General features: G+C 58.6%; 13 protein-coding genes and 3 pseudogenes. 7 read left to right on the forward strand and 9 right to left on the reverse strand.

Going from position 1 to position 17,396, the window contains the following annotated elements:
• Nucleotides 1-10: 10 nt before the first annotated feature.
• Both AC0L30_RS40680 and AC0L30_RS40685 read right to left on the reverse strand, forming a co-directional pair.
• Complete coding sequence (locus AC0L30_RS40680; protein WP_473406618.1) at nucleotides 11-517, reverse strand: hypothetical protein; 507 nt, start codon at nucleotides 515-517, stop codon at nucleotides 11-13.
• A 353-nt stretch (nucleotides 518-870) separates the two neighbouring features.
• Nucleotides 871-1,343 (reverse strand): annotated as a pseudogene (locus AC0L30_RS40685) (ISL3 family transposase); the annotation flags it as partial.
• 365 nt (nucleotides 1,344-1,708) lie between these two features.
• Here AC0L30_RS40685 and AC0L30_RS40690 point away from each other — a divergent pair.
• The 7 genes and pseudogenes from AC0L30_RS40690 to AC0L30_RS40720 all read left to right on the forward strand — a co-directional run bounded on the left by AC0L30_RS40690 (nucleotide 1,709) and on the right by AC0L30_RS40720 (nucleotide 9,522).
• Nucleotides 1,709-2,197: a septal ring lytic transglycosylase RlpA family protein gene (locus AC0L30_RS40690; protein ID WP_473406619.1), complete on the forward strand. Its 489-nt coding sequence runs from the start codon at nucleotides 1,709-1,711 to the stop codon at nucleotides 2,195-2,197.
• Between the two features lie 170 nt (nucleotides 2,198-2,367).
• On the forward strand, nucleotides 2,368-2,622 hold the full coding sequence (locus AC0L30_RS40695) for a hypothetical protein (RefSeq protein WP_473406620.1): 255 nt from the start codon (nucleotides 2,368-2,370) through the stop codon (nucleotides 2,620-2,622).
• A gap of 1,574 nt (nucleotides 2,623-4,196) precedes the next feature.
• The gene (locus tag AC0L30_RS40700) at nucleotides 4,197-5,912 is read left to right on the forward strand and encodes a pyrroloquinoline quinone-dependent dehydrogenase (protein ID WP_354202308.1); all 1,716 of its coding nucleotides are present in this window, start codon (nucleotides 4,197-4,199) and stop codon (nucleotides 5,910-5,912) included.
• 126 nt (nucleotides 5,913-6,038) lie between these two features.
• Nucleotides 6,039-6,371: a c-type cytochrome gene (locus tag AC0L30_RS40705; RefSeq protein WP_473406621.1), complete on the forward strand. Its 333-nt coding sequence runs from the start codon at nucleotides 6,039-6,041 to the stop codon at nucleotides 6,369-6,371.
• A 26-nt stretch (nucleotides 6,372-6,397) separates the two neighbouring features.
• The gene (locus tag AC0L30_RS40710; protein WP_473406622.1) at nucleotides 6,398-7,165 is read left to right on the forward strand and encodes a substrate-binding periplasmic protein; all 768 of its coding nucleotides are present in this window, start codon (nucleotides 6,398-6,400) and stop codon (nucleotides 7,163-7,165) included.
• A gap of 550 nt (nucleotides 7,166-7,715) precedes the next feature.
• The gene (locus AC0L30_RS40715) at nucleotides 7,716-8,033 is read left to right on the forward strand and encodes a sugar phosphate isomerase/epimerase family protein (protein WP_354202310.1); all 318 of its coding nucleotides are present in this window, start codon (nucleotides 7,716-7,718) and stop codon (nucleotides 8,031-8,033) included.
• 555 nt (nucleotides 8,034-8,588) lie between these two features.
• A pseudogene (locus AC0L30_RS40720) lies at nucleotides 8,589-9,522 on the forward strand (SMP-30/gluconolactonase/LRE family protein).
• 132 nt (nucleotides 9,523-9,654) lie between these two features.
• On the opposite strand, the gene AC0L30_RS40725 reads toward AC0L30_RS40720, so the two are convergent.
• From AC0L30_RS40725 to AC0L30_RS40755, 7 genes and pseudogenes are all read right to left on the reverse strand, one after another.
• Nucleotides 9,655-10,596 (reverse strand): alpha/beta fold hydrolase, encoded by a 942-nt coding sequence (locus AC0L30_RS40725; protein ID WP_009859255.1) that lies wholly within the window; start codon nucleotides 10,594-10,596, stop codon nucleotides 9,655-9,657.
• 178 nt (nucleotides 10,597-10,774) lie between these two features.
• A complete protein-coding gene (locus AC0L30_RS40730) occupies nucleotides 10,775-11,287 on the reverse strand; it encodes a phasin family protein (RefSeq protein WP_354202312.1) in 513 nt (170 codons plus the stop codon).
• Nucleotides 11,288-11,761: 474 nt separating this feature from the next.
• Nucleotides 11,762-12,952 carry an extracellular catalytic domain type 1 short-chain-length polyhydroxyalkanoate depolymerase gene (locus AC0L30_RS40735; protein ID WP_473406623.1) on the reverse strand — a complete coding sequence of 397 codons (1,191 nt, stop codon included), beginning with the start codon at nucleotides 12,950-12,952 and terminating at the stop codon, nucleotides 11,762-11,764.
• A 3-nt stretch (nucleotides 12,953-12,955) separates the two neighbouring features.
• Nucleotides 12,956-13,375, reverse strand: a complete 420-nt coding sequence (locus AC0L30_RS40740) for a CopG family transcriptional regulator (protein ID WP_035992306.1) — start codon at nucleotides 13,373-13,375, stop codon at nucleotides 12,956-12,958.
• Nucleotides 13,376-14,140: 765 nt separating this feature from the next.
• Nucleotides 14,141-14,635, reverse strand: a complete 495-nt coding sequence (locus AC0L30_RS40745) for a YybH family protein (protein WP_473406624.1) — start codon at nucleotides 14,633-14,635, stop codon at nucleotides 14,141-14,143.
• 365 nt (nucleotides 14,636-15,000) lie between these two features.
• Nucleotides 15,001-15,175 (reverse strand): annotated as a pseudogene (locus tag AC0L30_RS40750) (autotransporter outer membrane beta-barrel domain-containing protein); the annotation flags it as partial.
• A 1,609-nt stretch (nucleotides 15,176-16,784) separates the two neighbouring features.
• On the reverse strand, nucleotides 16,785-17,174 hold the full coding sequence (locus AC0L30_RS40755; protein ID WP_035992114.1) for a hypothetical protein: 390 nt from the start codon (nucleotides 17,172-17,174) through the stop codon (nucleotides 16,785-16,787).
• Between the last annotated feature and the right edge of the window lie 222 nt (nucleotides 17,175-17,396).

The raw sequence follows: 17,396 nt of genomic DNA on the forward strand, positions 1-17,396 counted from the left end.
CCTCGAGCGGCTAAATGCACTCACAGCCCTTGTGAACCTGATCTGGCGACGGCTTGCTTACATGAAACTGGCGGGCACCGGGGCGCGGCGGTGGCAAGGGCACAAAGTCAGCAAGGCTCGCCTGCAGCTCTAGCTCCCCAAACGGCGTGGTGAGGACGGGAAGCATATGCAGGCCGAGTTGGGCTCCGAGCGTCGCCAATGCCAGCAACGCTTGCGAATGAGGAGGCCCGAACAAGAGCACCCGGCCACCAAAGCGCTCGCCCGCGAGTCGCTCCAAAACACGGACCGCTTCCATGCCCTCGCCAGCAAACCCGAGCAGAAGCAGATCAGGAATGTCGGCGTTGATTACTCCGGTTACTTCGGCTGAATGAGCGCATTCACAGATGGCGAATCCGAGTTCTTGAAGCGCTTCACAAAGAAAAGATCGAATGTGTTTCTTCGAGTCAGCCACGCAGATGCGAGGCACGACTTTTCGTTGGCCAAACCTGATCGGTTTGAATGCGTTGTCTTTTTCCAAAGCCCGTTCCCCGCCCCAAAAGGTGTCACACGGCCTGTTCAATACCGCGAGAACGAAGTGGTTGCCGTCTCTGTTTTGAGATTGAACCGTTAGGCTTAATCGCCACAATGAAAGTCAATTTGGATGTGCCGTCTACCCCACTACTTCTAGTGATCTGCGTCTCTCCGGCCAATGTTTGGCCACCTCTCTGAACCAATTTAACATCTCGTTCAAACTTCCAGCGGTCTGAAGCGCCACGAGCATCCATCGCGGTCCCTTCCGCCTGAGGCCGCGCAAATCCGCTCGCAGCAGCAGCGCCAGCGCGGCTGGAAGCTTTACTCCTTCCATGCCCCGGCATTGGGGCTTAACCCAGTTTGGAGTTTGGCGATCTGGTCTTCGGTCTGTCCGTTGGACCAGGACGTCGGTAATCGCTGCGCTGACGGGGGCCTTGTCCTCGACGACGCCGTTGGCGAAAGACACGACTAGGCTTGCGCATGCTCGTTCCAACGATGATTCAAGCTCTCCGTGAGCCTTCTTGCGGATCATCGCACGGAAACCGGCTATGATTTCTCGAGCTTCCACCAGGAGAGGAATGCCTTGCTCAATTGCCGCAATAGTGACGGTCTCTGACTTTGATAGCGTATCGCGGCCATTGGTCATCAGCGCGCGATAGGTCTCGCGGACGGTACGCGCTGCAGGCTCTGAGCATTGGACATTTCGGCACGCCAACGGCGTGTCCCCATTCGGCAACGACTCGCACCGGGCTAAATCCCTGCGCCTTGAGGCAACCCCACAGGTCGGCGCCATTATAGTGACCAGCGGACCACTGAACATCGAGCCATGGCAGGCAACGTACGGAGCGTCTTAGGTGACTCGCGGCCTCTCGCCCCACCAAACTGTGGCGGTCCGTTCAATGTCCTCCTCGTGTCTATAATCAGGGCGAAGACATTCACGCCACTGATTGAATCCCTGCACGTACAGGCGGTGTTGACGCTCGCTTCGCCAGAGAGCTCTAGAACTGATGCCGTTAACGTGGTGCGTTGCAGCGAGCTATCTGCTTGCTGCGCTGCGTCTACGTTCCGCCATGGGTAGTACATCACCTTTCTACATACGAATCGGGGATGTGCCGGAACGTGCGTTATGAGTTTGCATTGTTTCTCTGTTTTGTGATTTGTAGCGAGGTCGATCATGCGCCCGCTTTCTGGAATGATAATGATTGCAGCGGTCTCAACTTGGACGGGGCTTCACGCGACCCCTGCTGTCGGGCAAACATTCGATGACAGATGGTCCGTCGTTCCAAAGGCTCACGCGGAGCCCGCTCCTGAAGTACTCGATCAGGCAAAGAAGGAGGAGCCGCAAGCGCAGTCTCCGAACGGACAAGAGCCTTTGAAAGATCGTTCAGGGGCTCAATCTTTCAATCGATTCATTTCCGGAAAAGCCTCTTACTATTCGTATTCCAAAGGCAAGACAGCGAGCGGTTCATCGTTTGATCGGAATCTACTAACCGCGGCGCACCGCCGTCTGCCGTTCGGCACGAGAGTCCGCGTCACTGATCTTGAGACGAATAAGTCGGTGGTCGTTCGTATCACCGACCGCGGACCATGGGTCCGTGGCCGCGTCCTCGACCTCTCGCTGGCGGCCGCGCGCAGCTTGGGGATTACAAATCGTGGCGTTGCTCAAGTCCGTGCTGAGGTGTTGTAGCAGACGTGCATTGCCGTGCGAAAGGACGCAACCGCCGCCCACGCGCCCCTACGTCAATAGTCCGGCTTTTGGCCTGAAACGAATTTGCCGTGTCTCTAAAGAACCCTGACGCTATCGCGGCCCTCGTATCGGCCCTTAGGCTCGTCCACGGAGACGAAGTCGCGCGAACCATGCTCCAGGAAGGTATGAGCCTCGCCACGCTGATCGACACGATGTTCACCGCGCCGATAGCACATCGCGATGCCGTTCGATACGTCGCGAGTGCCTTAGATGCCTTCGCCATTACACCAGAACTTGGCCCGGTCTGGCATCTTCGTTACCTGTATGATGATCAGCCCGGCTCATTTCGCATCGTCGATTTGGAGATAGCCACGCCGGCCGGTACGCTGTCTAGCAACGACCTTTGGCTTCGGCTGCCCGTCTAACTAGCTCCCAAGCTCTGCAAGGCCGAACCGTGCTTCTACGATTAGCCGGAACCCCCTGCCCTACGTGCCGGCCTTGTAGGTCTTGATCGTGCCGGCCCGGTATGTCACAGCATGAGAGGACGCCGCTGCAGCTCATCGATGCCCTTTCTCCGCAGGGCTGCGTCTTTACATGCCATGGCCTGAGCCCAGTTGGCCGCGATGATCTAACTGCTCCCCCGCCCGTTCACGTCGGCGAAATTGCGAGATCGGTGACGCCGAGCGAGGCCTGAAATCTTGATCGCACTTGCATCCTGCGTGCAGGATGGCAGCTCTCTTAAATCCGCGAGGGATCGACCTTCCGAGCACGAACGCGACGAAGAGCGACTGCAAGGACGATTTTAGAAGCTAGCAATTGAAACCGGCGTGTACAGAAAGTATTCGCAGTTGAGCGGCGCGAGGCGTGCGAAACGGACACTATGCCTGTCGAAGTCGCGAGAGCCCAGCAGGACGAAGAGGTTCACATCCTTGCGGGCGGATGCCCATAGTGGCATCACGTATTGCGATTTGGCCGAGTTACCGTAGTTCATTACCGTAGCTTATTTCTAGAACCGTCCAAGGCTTGCGAAAAATGAACATCTTCGCGAGGGTTTAGCGCCCACAGTTTGGAGGAGTGGATATCCTCTAACTTCCGAAGTTTGGGGATTATTGACAGAAGCACTCGAGAACGCTCCGCGAGCCTCCTCCTGGGCGCAACAAAGCGTCCGCCACGTCCAGGTTAAATGTGCTCCATGCCGCGAGTTCCTCGAAGTCGCCAATGTGGTGTGCCGCGCGACAAGTTCGTTGCTCGCTTGATGCTTGCATCTGGAGGGAACGTTGGATGTTGCACCCGCATTAAGAGGCGTCGGCACTCTTGCCGGCATACAAGAGGAGATTCCATCAATGAGAAAGATTTATCTAGGAGTGCCGATCAGCGCCGCATTGTTGGCTATCGGTGCATTCGCAAACGCTCAAGGAACTTCGACGGGTGGGTCGAGTGGTCACGATCTCAAACAATGCTGGGACGTGGCTAATAAGGTGGTTCGGGACGTAAGCGGCGCCACCGCAACTGGACCATCCGGAAATACCACGGTCGGCTCAACAACATCACCTGGGTCAAGCTCTGGCACTTCTTCCGCTGCTTCTTCCGGTACGAGCGCCAACGCCAATGCTTCCTCGCGCCCAGCAGGAATGCCCGACTGCTAGCGATCCGATCGCGCCGGTAAAAGTGCTGACCTGGTACTCCCCCGCTCAACGGGGGTTTTTTTCGCCGAGGCGGCTCCCCAGCCGCAAGACAGGGTAGACTTCGGTAAGAGGCGCTGACATTCACTAGCCGTGCCGCGTGGGAATTCCATCGTTGCACAAGACGTGATCCCGCGTACTCTGCGAGTGGGTTGGTGCACCAGAGCCAGTCCGGTCAGCGTAGCTACTTGTGAGAAGAGCGAGAGGAAGTGTGCGGCACCTGATATGTGGTGGCGAAGAAGCGCCGCATTGAACGGCGAAACTCCTCGGAGGCGGCTACTCAGTCCACAAATGTTAAAAAGCGGGAGGAACTCTACATGAAGAAGCAGTGGCGTTATTCTTGTTTCCCTGTTGTTATTGGTGTGACGCTCATGGCGTCAGGGGCGTTTGCGCAATCCGTGGACACGGCCCGGATTGAATCCGCCGGTCAGAACGATTGGCTGACCTATCATGGCTCATACAAGTCGTATCACTACAGCCCGCTAGCACAGATCAATCCCAGTAACGTAAGCAATCTGGGCGTTGCCTGGATCCATATTCCGGGACGTTCCACGCGAGGGCTGCAATCGATGCCTCTCGCGGCCGACGGGGTACTCTACTACACTGGGTCCTACAGCCGCACGTTTGCACTGAACGGCGCTACCGGTGAGGTGATCTGGTCTTACTTCCCCGAGTTGGACGAGGCCCTGATCGCGCGGCAGACCCACTCCCCCTATAATCGCGGTGCCGCCATCGGCGAAGGGAAGGTCTATGTCGGAACCATGGATGGCCGCCTCATCGCGCTCGACATGAAGACCGGAAAGGTCATGTGGGACACCAAGCTGATCGATTCCCAAAAGCTGACCGTTGGTTTCACCGGAGCGCCGCTTTACGCCAAGGGCACAGTGGTGATCGGCGCGCAAGGCGGCGAATGGCCGGGCCGGGGTCCGATCTTCGGTGTTGATGCAGCAACCGGCAAGAAGAAATGGGAATTCCTGACGGTTGCCGGCACCGACGACGCCATAAAGACCTGGGGCAATGACTCGTGGCGGACCGGCGGCGGCGGCGGCTGGATGCCTGGCACCTACGACGGCGAGACAAACACAATTCTGTGGGGGACTGCAAACCCGGCTCCGCTCTACGACTGGTCGGGAGCCGATTACAAGACGCAAGGGGCGCGTCCCGGAGACAATCTCTACACCACCTCAGTGCTTGCGCTCGATATCGACACCGGCAAGCTGAAGTCATATCATCAGGAGCTACCTCACGACGCCTGGGACTTTGATAGCGCGGTCGGCGAGTTTGTGATGCTCGATCGCGATGGCCAGAAGTACATCGTCCATCCGAACAAGAGCGGATATATCTTCGTTTACGACCGCAACCTCGCCGTCAAAAACGTATGGCGGATCACGCAGAACAGCAATTTCGTCAAGGATATCGATCCCAAGACGGGTGAGCTAATCGGTCGCCGCGACTTCTCCGCCGGGAAGGCTTCCGAACCATTGTGCCCTCACATATCTGGTGGGGTGAGCTGGAATTCCGGATCGTATAACCCGAAGACAGGCCTCTATTACAAGCTCGGCCAGGAATGGTGCATGACGCTCGAAGTTCAGAAGACGACTCCGATCGTTGCTCCTCAGGCCCAACTCAACATCGGAGCCGACTTCAAGATCGCTCCGCCGCCCGGCGGTGAGATCTATGGCCATCTGGATGCGCGCGATCCCATCACCGGCGCCAAGAAGTGGGAAGTGCGCTTCCCCGAGCCGCCGCTCGGAAGCGTATTGTCCACTGGAGGCAATCTGGTATTCGTCCCGGACTCGCGCGGCACGGTCCATGCTTACGATGCCGATTCCGGTGCCGAATTGTGGAGCCACGGCGACGGCACCGGCCACCAAGGCGGCATCATCAGCTACGCCGTCAATGGTAAGCAGTACATCGCGGTCGTCGCCGGCTTCGGCGGCATGGCGTCGGATGACTACGCGCCGACCTTCGGCGGCGTCTACAAGAGCATGCCTCGCGACGACGGCGCGCTCATCGTTTACAGTCTGAAATAATGCTCGTGACGCCGGGCGGGAGCGGCGTGACGCCGCTCCCTTTGTCAAAGCGGAGCTAACGAAGCTCGGCGCAAATTGGATCCCTGAGAGGTAGGGTTGGCCGGTATGCGATTGGCTTGGAAGATCATGACGTTGTCGACCTCGACACTGGCCGCGCTCCTTACGATTGCCAGCTTGCCCTCTCGCGCGCAGCAACCTACTCCGAGCGCTCCGGATAACCAACAACTCGATGTCGGGCAGTTGTTCGCGACGACCTGTGGTTGGTGTCACTCCGACGGCGGTCGCGCTGCCGGCAAGGGGCCGCAGCTCATGGATAGCAAGCGAGATGACGACTTCATCCGCAACCGCATCAAGAACGGCAAGGAAGGCGCGATGCCGGCTTTCGGCGTGACGTTCAGCGATGCGCAAATCGACGAAATCATGAAATACATCCGCGCCCTGAAGCCACATGAAGGCTAGGCGACATTGATCTACACAGGGGTTTCATGAAAACTTATTTAGCCCTCGTGGTCGGCGCCCTGCTGGAACTAACCAGTATTGCGCAGCCTCGTTCTCTCGACGCGATCCGCAACTCCGGTGTGCTTGGACTATGCGCCCACCCCAACTCGCTTCCTTTCGCCAACAAGGCCGGTGACCCTCCCGGATTTCAGATCGAGTTGGGCAACGCGTTCGCGCGCGAGCTTGGTGTCTCACTGAGGTCAGACTGGATCATCACTCAATACCAGATGCGGAGCGCGGGCTGCGACATCGTGCTCGACATCATCGCCGACCGCGAGGCGCAGGGCGAGACCAATCTGAGGATATCGAAGGCGTATTACCGCACAGGTGTTGCGCTGGCAGTTCCTCATGGAAGCAAACTCACCTCCTTCAAGAGTCTCGATGAGCACTCGAAAGTTGGTGTCCTGGTCGGATCTATGGCGGCCATGACCCTCGGTCGGCGCCACGTGCCCACGTCGACGTTTGGTTTCGAGGTCGACAGCCTAGAGGCTCTTGCCAATCATGAGATTGATGCGGCAGCGGTCACCCCGACGACCGCCAGCTATTTCAATGTGACGCATCCGGACAAGGCGGTACGCATTCTCGAACTCGACGAGAACGAGGCGAACCTTAACTGGAATGTTGCTGTTGGCATGGTGCGCCCGGATGACCAGTTGCGTGAAGCTATCGACGGAGCCCTGGACCGGCTGCGAACCGACGGTACGATCAATCGGATATACGAGCGCTACGGTGTCGTCCTACAAGCGCCAAGATAGCCCAGTATGCCGGCGGAACTCAGCAGGCGAGCTGTTTTAGGATTCATCGCGGCTGGGGCGATGATGACAATCGATTCGACATTCGGTGGAGAGGTGCGGAAAACTGGCCTGCAGCTCTACACGGTTCGTGACCTGCTGAAGGTCGATTTGAGGGGACCCTGAGGAGAGTTGCCATTCTCGGCTACAGCGAGGTGGAGTTTGCCGGCATTCTCGGCTCAGACGTCAGCCACACCCGTAAGCTCCTGCTAGGCCTGGGTCTCACTGCCCCATCACTGCATATCGACTACCCCAGTCTGCGGGACAATGCCCAACCATCGTTCGAGATCGCTCATTTGCTCGGCAGTCGGTTTGTCGTTTGTCCATGGTTGGATCCGTCGGTACGGAAGACCACCGATGATTGGAAGCGGATCTGCGATAATCTGAACACGATTGGTCAATTAGCGTCGCGGTCGAACTTGACCTCGCCTATCATAATCACGACTTCGAGTTTGCTGCCCTGCCCGGTGGCATCCAGCCGTATGATGTTTTGCTGAGGCGCACGGACGAGCGCTTGGTCAAGTTCGAGCTCGATGTTTATTGGGCAACCAAAGGAAATCTCGATTCTGCGCGCGTCTTGAGGGCAAATCCATTGCGGTTTCCACTGGTTCATCTCAAGGACATGGCAAAAGATGGTTCGACCACCGAACTAGGTCGCGGCACGATCGACTTTGCCAGCATACTCGAAGCTGCGCGCCAGAGCGGCGTGAGACATGTTCTCGTCGAACAGGATGTTTCAACTGATCCGCTGCGGAGCATAGAGACAAGCATCGCATTTCTTCGGAACCAGCCATATCTTTCGCGCGGGTTCATTCGGCCACGCACACCGTAATGCTTGTGATCAACCACACCTGATCGTGACTCCCCTGGAGCCCCTGGAGGAACTAGCATGTCGGTGCCGGCGGTCCCCTTGCCGGCCGAAGCGAGAGGCTAGACCCCAGTTTCCCCGACCCGGGAGCTGGGGCTTTTTTTGAACCCGTTTGGCTCATCTCATCCCTACGCGATCGACCTCGGGGCGGGTGCGCACAGCGAGATGCGCCCCATTCGCCAAGGATTGCCTTCTTCACGCTCAGCGCACTGCTCGACTTCTTGGCCCATCTTTCTCGTGCTACAATTTACGATGTCCGAACGACAGCACTGCTTGGCAAGCAGTTCGGATCGCCGATCAGCGTCTCGCAAAAATTGTCAATGCAACAGAGAGGTGATGATGAACAGACGCGCGTTTCTCACCACAACAGCAGCCGCGACAATGGCAGCAACCGTGAAAATGGCTTCGGCTGCGAGCGTAGCGCCATTCGGTCAAACGGGCGCTCCAACCAGGTCGACCGAGCCGTTGCCATTGGGGCCGCTATCGGGAAGTCGCTACCCGGATGCTCACCTGGAATCCATGAAGAAGAGCAAGGCCACGTTCGGGTCGGCTGACTTTCCGGCGTTCGCCGGAACGATGGCGGTAGAACGCGTCGCAACGGGATTTCGATGGGCCGAGGGGCCGGTCTACTTCCCGGCTGGCCGCTATGTCCTGTTCAGCGATATTCCAAACCGCATCATGCGCTTCTCGGAAGACGACGGTCACGTCAGCGTGTTCCGCCAGCCATCCATGAACTCGAACGGTAACACCATCGATCGCGAGGGCCGTTTGATCACCTGCGAGCATTCTGGCCGACGCGTTACCAGGACTGAATTGGACGGTTCGATCACAATCATTGCTGACAAGTACAATGGCAATAGGTTGAACTCGCCAAACGACGCGGTTGTCACGTCCGATGGTGCGATCTGGTTCACCGATCCGGCCTACGGCATCGGCGGCTTCTATGAGGGCATCAAGGCCGAGCCCGAGCAGGAAAAGCACAACGTTTACCGCGTCGATCCTAAATCACGGGACATCAAGGTGATCGCCGATGATTTCGTCGAGCCGAACGGGATTACCGTTCGCGCCCGACGAGAAGAAGCTCTATGTGATCGACACCGGTTTCACCGACGGGCCCGACAATCCCTCTCACATCCGGGTGTTCGACCTTGATGTCGCCGCTGGAAAGGCGTCGAACAGCAAGGTCTTTGCGGAAATGCCCAAGCCCAGCATTACCGACGGCTTACGCTGTGACACCGAGGGTCGTGTCTGGTGCTCCGTGGGTTGGGGCGATCCGACCGAGGACGGGGTGCGCTGCTATACGCCAGGGGGCGAACTGCTAGGTAAGATCCACATTCCGGAAACCGTCGCCAATCTTTGCTTCGGCGGCCAGCAACGAAATAGACTTTACATCTGCGGTTCGACCTCTCTGTACGCAGTCTACACAAGCGCGCAGGGCGCAATGAAGCCATGACGGTCCGACGATCAGCATGACTTGATCCGGTAAAAAGGCGGCCTTTCGGAATCTGACGCGGGCTGCGCCTCACGCGGCCCGCGTGAGTGGACCTGTCTGCGATGTCAGGTTCAGCGCGCTCTTCAACACGCCTCATTGGGCAGCCAGCGCCGCCACGGCATCCGCTATTCCCGCAGCATCTGCATAGGTAACCATGTGACCGGCATCCTCGACCAGATGTAGCACCGAGCTAGGCAACACCTCGTGCAGGCGGCGCGACTGGTCGGCCTCGATGAGCCGGTCACCCTTTCCATGCAGGATCCTAACGGGAGACCGGATGCCCTGATACTGAAGCTGCAACTGCGCGGCCGCTGGAATAAGGAACGCGCTCTCCTCGGCGGCCGCCCTCAACTGCTTGGGCCGGAGAGCCAACGAGATCGGAAATTCATTCTTGAATTTCGGCGGAATGGCACGCGGCGCGAACAGCGTGCGCATCAGCTTCGGCGTAATAGCCCACGATATGATCGGCGAGATAGTGTAGCGCATCAGATCCCCGAGCAGCGGCAGTGCCGGACCTGACATGAGCCAAAAATCCATCCGAAAGGTTGGAAAATAGTAGCCGGACACAAGCACGAGCCCACTCACGGCATAACCGCTTCGCAGCGCCAGCGCGATTGCCACCAGCGTTCCCCAGGAGTGGCCGAGCACCACGGGATTGCGCACTCCAAGCTGATCAAGAGCCTTCGCGAACAAGGAAGCTTGCGTTGTGGCCGTCCAGATGCGCGTGCGCGGACGGTCGCTGTAGCCAAATCCTGGCCGGTCGAAGCAAACGACGCGATAGTCTTGGGCCAGGCGGTCGACCAAACCGCTTAGGACGAGATCCTGAATCATGGTGCCGTTCCCGTGAAACAGGACCACGCAAGGGGCGGCGGTATCGCCCCGTTCAATATAGTGAAGGCGCACTCCGTCGCACTCGGTAAAGACGCCGATCGGGGGATTCTTTCGCTCAGCTGCCACCTGAAACGCGATGTTGCCGAGGATCAAAACGACAAGTCCTGCCAAAACGATCATCAGCACGGCTTCTGTTGTGGACATGGTGTCAACCTATATGCGCGATGGCGGGTACCTCGGATTGGGCGCACCGAGGCCGCTTAGGGCCGATGCTGATTCGGCTCCCTCGTTGTGAGCCGCGCGCCCCAGCCGAAAGCAAGCAACCGCGCGTGCGTGATCCGCGTTCGCTTCCATCCTTTGCCGCAGCGGATACGGCTTGCAGTTATCGTCCCGACAGAGCGGTGAGCTCTTGGGGCGGATTGATGCGCCAGACCGGATAAGCCGCCAGTTCTTTCGAATGCTGCCCGACCATATCGAGCCGTCTGTTTGTAAACTCCGTAATGACGCCAAAAAATTCAGTCGGTGACTTGATCGTCGCAAGTCTGAGGCCGAATTCAAAAGCAAATTGCGCGTTGGCCGCGGCTATCTCAAGAAGCTTCGCTTGATACGCCTGCATGTTTGCCGTCGCTAAAGCAACGCCTTTCGTTGGATCGCTATCCGTGATTCTCGGACTGAGGTCATCCGGTAAGGCATCCACCCGAGGCTCAATGAGAGGAACCTCGTGTTTAGAGTCATCATAAAGCCCAAGGGGCGGTTCAATCGAGACTGCCGCAACAGAGCGAAGTAAATCCTGTTTCGGGCTTCGAACAATGGCCTGCTTGTTCTGTTGGGGCCGCGCGGCCATTTTCGGATTGCGGGCGCGCTTCGGCGCTGTCGCCGGCTTGCGTTTGCTCATCTGACACTCCAAGAAAATGGGGGGCGACCACAACGGTCATTTCTGAAAGGACAACAGGCTTTGTGACGTGGCGTTCCAAGCCCTTGCATTGTTGGAGTCCCGCATGAACTGAGATCAATCGGACGTTCTGCGCTGTCGAGGATGATTTTAGGTAGCAACTCCAACCAACAAACGTCTAGCTGGCGATCTTCCAGACCTATGCTCAACGGCGTCAGGCTGAGAACGATCGGGCCTCCGCGCGTGGCGCTCTCCAAAGGACCGCTTTATCGCGGACGTTCTCATCACGGACGTCAAGCCGCCGGGAGACATCGACGGATGGCACATACCGAACGTTGCCGAGAGGATTATCCTAAAGTCCCGGTGATCTATGCGACCTATTTCTCGCCCGTCGCGCCCAGCGCTGTCGGCGACGCCAAGCGGTCCGGACGCTCGGCGACGTGCTCGAGGACAACCTGAGCGCCCTGTGAAGCCAGACTACCCACCGAGCGAATGCTCGAGGAAGAAGCGCAGCATTTCCCTCGTCGCATCCGGCCCGTGCGGATCAGTGTAGGACCCGGCGGGGCTACCTCCTGACCACGCGTGTCCGGCGCCATCGATGTTCCAGTGTTCGGAAATCGTCCGACCGGCCCCGTCGATCAGGACGGTGCGAGTATAGGCATGGCCGTGGGGTACGCGTCCGCGAAGTACCGTCGTCGTCGGCCTCGTTGCCCTGGCGGACTGCTCGATAATCTGGTCGCCATTCTTTGGATGCACCGTAGTGTCGCGATCGCCATGGAAAACGATGGTCGGCACGGATATTTTGCTATCCGCAATTGCCTTGAAGCCGCCTCCCTGCCGCATGGCTACGAACGCGGAGGGAAGATCGCTCGCGGCGCCGCACGCGAGGCCTGAATGAATTCCGACGGCCGCGTACAGGTCGCTATACGTTGCGCCCATGATCGCGGCGGCGGCCCCGCCGGCGGACAGCCCCCCGACGTATACGCGTTTCGGATCGATCGCATGGTCGCGCATGATCTCGCGGGTAATGCCGGCGATGATCGAGGGCTCGCCCCCGCTGCGGCGCTGGTCGCCGGTGCGAAACCAGTTCCAGCACTTCGACTGGTTGGCTCCGCTCGGCTGCTCAGGATAGACCACGAAGCAATTCTGCTCTTCCGCCAGAAAGTTCATCCGGGTGCCGGCCGCGAAATCGTCCGGCGACTGGGTGCAGCCGTGAAGCATTACGATCAGGGGAAGCTGTTGTCCCTGACATCGGCTTGGGATGAATAGCTTGTAGGTCCGGCTTCCCGCGGCGTTACTGAAGGTACCGGCGATAAATCGTGTGTTCTCGGGCACGATGTCCGATGGGGACAGAGGAACGCGCGTGATCGGACTTCGCAGGCCGAGCCCGGAAAAATCCCGCATGCCGTCGACCGGTATGGAGCGTCTGCGTCCCTGAGCAGAGCGGGTCGGCGCAATCTGCGGAGCTTCCCGCTCCTCGACAACTTCGGCGGTGGCGTCGACGGTGAGCGGATCGAGCCGCGGGAGCCGAGCCTGAGAGGCGCCGCGAGACTCCGGTCTTGGAGCGCTATCGCCCTGGAGCATGCGCTGCAGCAGCGCGGTGGCCTCGACCAATTGGCCGGCACGCGTGAGGCGGGTTGCTTCGCGGACTATGTCTTGATTCAGCATCGTTCACCTCGTTCTGTCGGCGAGAGCGGCCTTGACCGCGGGAGTGGCGTGAAGGGCACCCAGCACCGAGACCGACGCGATTGTGGCGCGAGCCAACTCGGGAGTGACGTCCTGGGCGATGGTGGCTAAGCCCAAAACATTGATCTGCAGCATCTCGCCGGTGCGCCGCGCCGCTTCGAGATCTTCGCGAGTGTAGTTGCGCAGCCCAAGGTCCAGGTTCTTCCGGGCCGTGGATTGTCTGACGACTTCTACGTGGCGCTCGAGCTGGTTCCGGATTGCTGTCCGGATGAAATCGGTCCGGTTCGAATAGAACCCTTCCTGCACCATAAGATCGACATGACCGAGGTCGACGTAGCCAAGGTTGATCGTGATCTTCTCAGTGTCGGGGGCTTTGGGTCGCAACTCGCGCACATTGTCGGCCATAGCGCTAAACACCTCAATCACCATCCCACTGGATGGCGTGTGGCTGATATTTAGATGTCCCTAGGGGACTTTCAAGGGATGAGCGGATATACCGCGCCCAAGGGCGCGAGATCTGAGAATGGGAGCGTCACCCGTTTGGACTTTGGCGTCCATCCGGCGAGCACGCCGCTTGCGCTCCCCGGCCACTGGGAATGCATCCAATGACCTTCGAACAATTCGCAGGCGCGCCGTCACGTCGAGAGCGGTCGCCGCATCGTCGCGCGCCAGGCAAATTCCTGGCGAAACTCATCACCGCAAGCCCAAGGGCCAGCTCGTTCAAGGGCTTCAAGCGGAAACAGGTTCGGCGTGCTCCCACGCCGGGCGCACACCAAAATCGAGAACACCGTCCGGAACCTGGGAATTGAAGTCGACGATGCACTCGCAATAGCAGGGCAGGTCGACGTCTGAATTGGCTGAGCAGAGCGGACCTGCTCTGCCCCTCATTACCCGCGACGGCGGACATCACGGCGGCTGAACCGCTCTTCGGCTTAGGGCCAGACTCGGTCCTGCAGGGCTTTCCTTGCTGCAGCCCGGTCTTCACTCAGAAGCTGTTGTTCGGTCCGATCAAGGAGCCGCGCCGCCCCGTCATTTTCGAGAGGCGAGGCCCCTTGATCTCACGCAGCGGATGCGAGTCGGCTTCCGTGGCCGAAAGACCCACGTTTCAGTTGCTGCCTCCGCCCGTTTGGGCGCGAAAGCCGGTTACGACGAACTACTCTCGGGTGGGCACTATTTTCCACTCGGCGCGTTCCCCGTTGTAGTCGCCGTGGCCCCCGCTTGCTGCGGCTGCGGCGGCGCTGCCTTAGGAGCCGACGTCAGCATACGAATCTTCCATTGCCCATTCTCACGAACATCAAGAGCAGTCCAAATAGCGTTTATTTCTAGGGCATCGCCTTTCTCACTCTTACCAGTAATGTGAGCTTCGCCAGCTGATAGAGCCATGTTTTCTGACAATGGCTGAACTTCGGTCACCTTCACCTCGAGGCGATCAAGTCCAGCTTTGAAACCGTCCTCGTAAAACTTGGTATTGTCGGGCTCAATTCCATTCTGAGAAACACGCAGGTAGTTCTTCGTATAGAGTGACGTAATCCCGGCAGCATCTTGTTTGTTGAAGTGCTGCTCGTATGCTGAAACTATCTTCCCAATTTCCTCCTTGAGATCTGCCGCAGTCGCAGGAACAGCCGACAGTAATAGTGAGAAACATACAGCTCCAAATGCGCGCATGATGTTAGCTCCCTGCTGTTGATGCCTCCCTAGAATAGAGGATGGAGACGAGGCTTACCTCCGTCCTCCTAAGCAACGTCGATCGCGCGGTCGCCCGGTTTCGAGGAACAGGTCCTGTCAGTAGTATTACGGTTGGTACACCTCGGGCGCACTAGCGCCGACCTGCCACTTTCTTGCTGATTCATCGGATGATCGCGAAGTGACGTTGGCTCCTGCTCCAATATAGCTCAACACCGCGATGTCGGCCATGGGTCAAAGACTGCCTCGGCCAAGCCGAATTGCGCTGTTCGGCTCGCCTTCGAAAGCTGCCCCCCCCAGTTTTCTGAGCGAAGGGCAGCCACGGGCCAACAGCGGAAGTCGCGATGTTAGCAAGCATATCGCACCACGCCCTTTGGCGTAGCTGCGCGTCACGTTGGAGAACTCCCCTTCGAAGGTTGCGGCCGTCGGCCAGCCGTTGATCCATTTCATTTCGGCGGACCGGTCAGCAACCGTCTGCCGTGCGCCGTTGACCACAAAGCTCGTCCCCCGCAGCGTCTGAAACTGGCGTTTATGGCGCTCTGCTCGCGGCGTCGCAATACTTGGCTGAAGCACCGACCGGCCAGTTTCTAATCAGATCCTGCTTCACGCCTGCTGGGACGAAACTGTGGCTCATCGTCACGCCGCGGGCAGATGATTGAAATCGCCTAACAACTGGTCGGGCGTTCGCAATAGGGCGATTCCCCATCAACCTGTTGATGACGTCCCTGGCGGCTGTCCTTTCCATCCAGAGGTCATGATCCGCGTCGGAGACGGCGACGCCGAAACGCATGCTTATTACCGCGCCAGAAGCATCACACGGAGTGATGGCACGTGCTGGGAGCGTGAAGGTCTCATGGAAGAGATTGTGCGCCAACTCACGGATGCGGCCGACGGCGTGTGTCCTCGGTGTGCGCAGCTGGTTGCTTCCCATAACCGACGGGCCGCGCCGTCAGGACACCGAAAAGGGAAAACCGAGGCAAAAACCTAGAGCTGGCTAGCTGACCGCGCTTCGGTACAAACCGCCGGTTCGCGCTGGCTGGCTTTCGGCAGGATCGCGGCAAGACAAACTTCAGGATGGCCAGCCTTCATGGAGACGCGGGACAACTACCTGCTCCGGCTGGCGAGCGTTTTAGACGATGTCGGGGCGGACCAGCAGGTGATAATTCGCGATCGGTACATCGAGTACGCGTTCGGCGGAAATGACGCGCTCGCTTTCTTGCAGAGGCCGAAGTCTTCGCCCGCGCTCATGGCTGCACCTTTCATTACAACCGCATTGAGCAACAGGGCGTGTTCACCAGGTCCTATCCCGCCGGAGGCAGGGCTTAAGCGTTTAGGAACGACCACGCAGTTTGATCTTCTTCTTTAGCTTGGAATAGCGAGCCTCGACCGAGGCCTGACTCCGGCCGAGGTATGCTGCAATGTCGCTGAATGACGCTCCGGTCGCGCGCATCTGAAAAAGTATTTTGTCGTCCTCTGCGGACCAAATCGCCGAACTTTTAGGAGCCCCGGATCGGACCATTTCCACCCTGCTGCCAATTTTTTCGATCAGACAAAAGCAGGACCGCGATCAGGCAAATTATGGCGGCTGGCATCCCAAAAACAACCGCTTACAGGTTGGGCAGTCGTACAGGCGCACGCCGGATCGGCAGTGTTATCACTGTGTCCCAGCAGGAGGGCCTCACCGCTAGGAGCGCTCCACGAAAAGGCCGCAGCGGCAAACCACTGCGGCCAGCCGGGTTAAAATGAAGACGTGAAATATTGATTCCAGCCCCGGCAAGACAAGCCTACAGCGACGGCTCAAGTTCGCAATGTCGTCGATGTCACACTTATGGAAAACTTAAACGTCAGTCTTGCTGACTGAGGGAGGGCTCGCCGGGGCTGGCAAAAGCGAGCCCTCAACCTCGTGTGCGAGGCCGCCCCCCGGCTGCCTCATCGCAAGACCGATAGTCTGCGCTAGAACGCGTCAGATTAATGTCCAAACTAATATGGAAATTTGACGATCCGGTTTTCCCGACTTCCCGACAACTGTCTTCATCAGGGCTGAAGGCCTAAGCCAAACATCAAAACGAGAGCCTTGTGACGGAGCGCGCCAGCGGTGCGCTGGTCAGCGCGCAATTCGCAAGCCGCGCAGTTATCCAACCATCGCGACGATATTTGAGCTCGCCTTCTGCTTATCGACACGGGCCGAAAGGTAGTAGTTGCGCGTTCCCATATTGATCAAAGAAAGTGTTAGCTCTCCATAGCCGAGTTCTGAATACAACTCCGTGTCGACTGCAAAGGATGCATAGGCGCCGACGTTATGCACAGATCCTGCGGCGCCGCATGCCGAGCAGACCATGCGCAACCCGACGCTCGACCACGGTTGATCCTGCGGGAGTGTCTCGAGCCGCACGTCAACCCTGCGATCGCAACGGCCGTTCAGGCATTGGATGTTGCAGGTCACGTGGCCCTCAGCCAGCCATTCAGCGGGGCTGCGGGGCGGATAATGACCGGCCCATTTCATAAATCGGCGAGTGCGCATGCCGCCATCAAAACGGCATCGTAAGTAGCGCGCAAAATATCGATTCCTAGTAGCTCCACGCCCGCGAGAGCTACTGAGTGTCGTGGGTGTGGAAAAGAGAAGGCCGCCCGTGCGGCGGCCTTCTTTCAATTCTTGTGTCTTCGGATCGCCGACGCCTCAGCGGATCATGGTCTTCCGCTCCGCTCCGTCTCGCCTGGGTACCACTTCGAACGCCGAAGCCAA

The sequence above is a fragment of the Bradyrhizobium sp. MI1.11 genome (assembly GCF_055811255.1).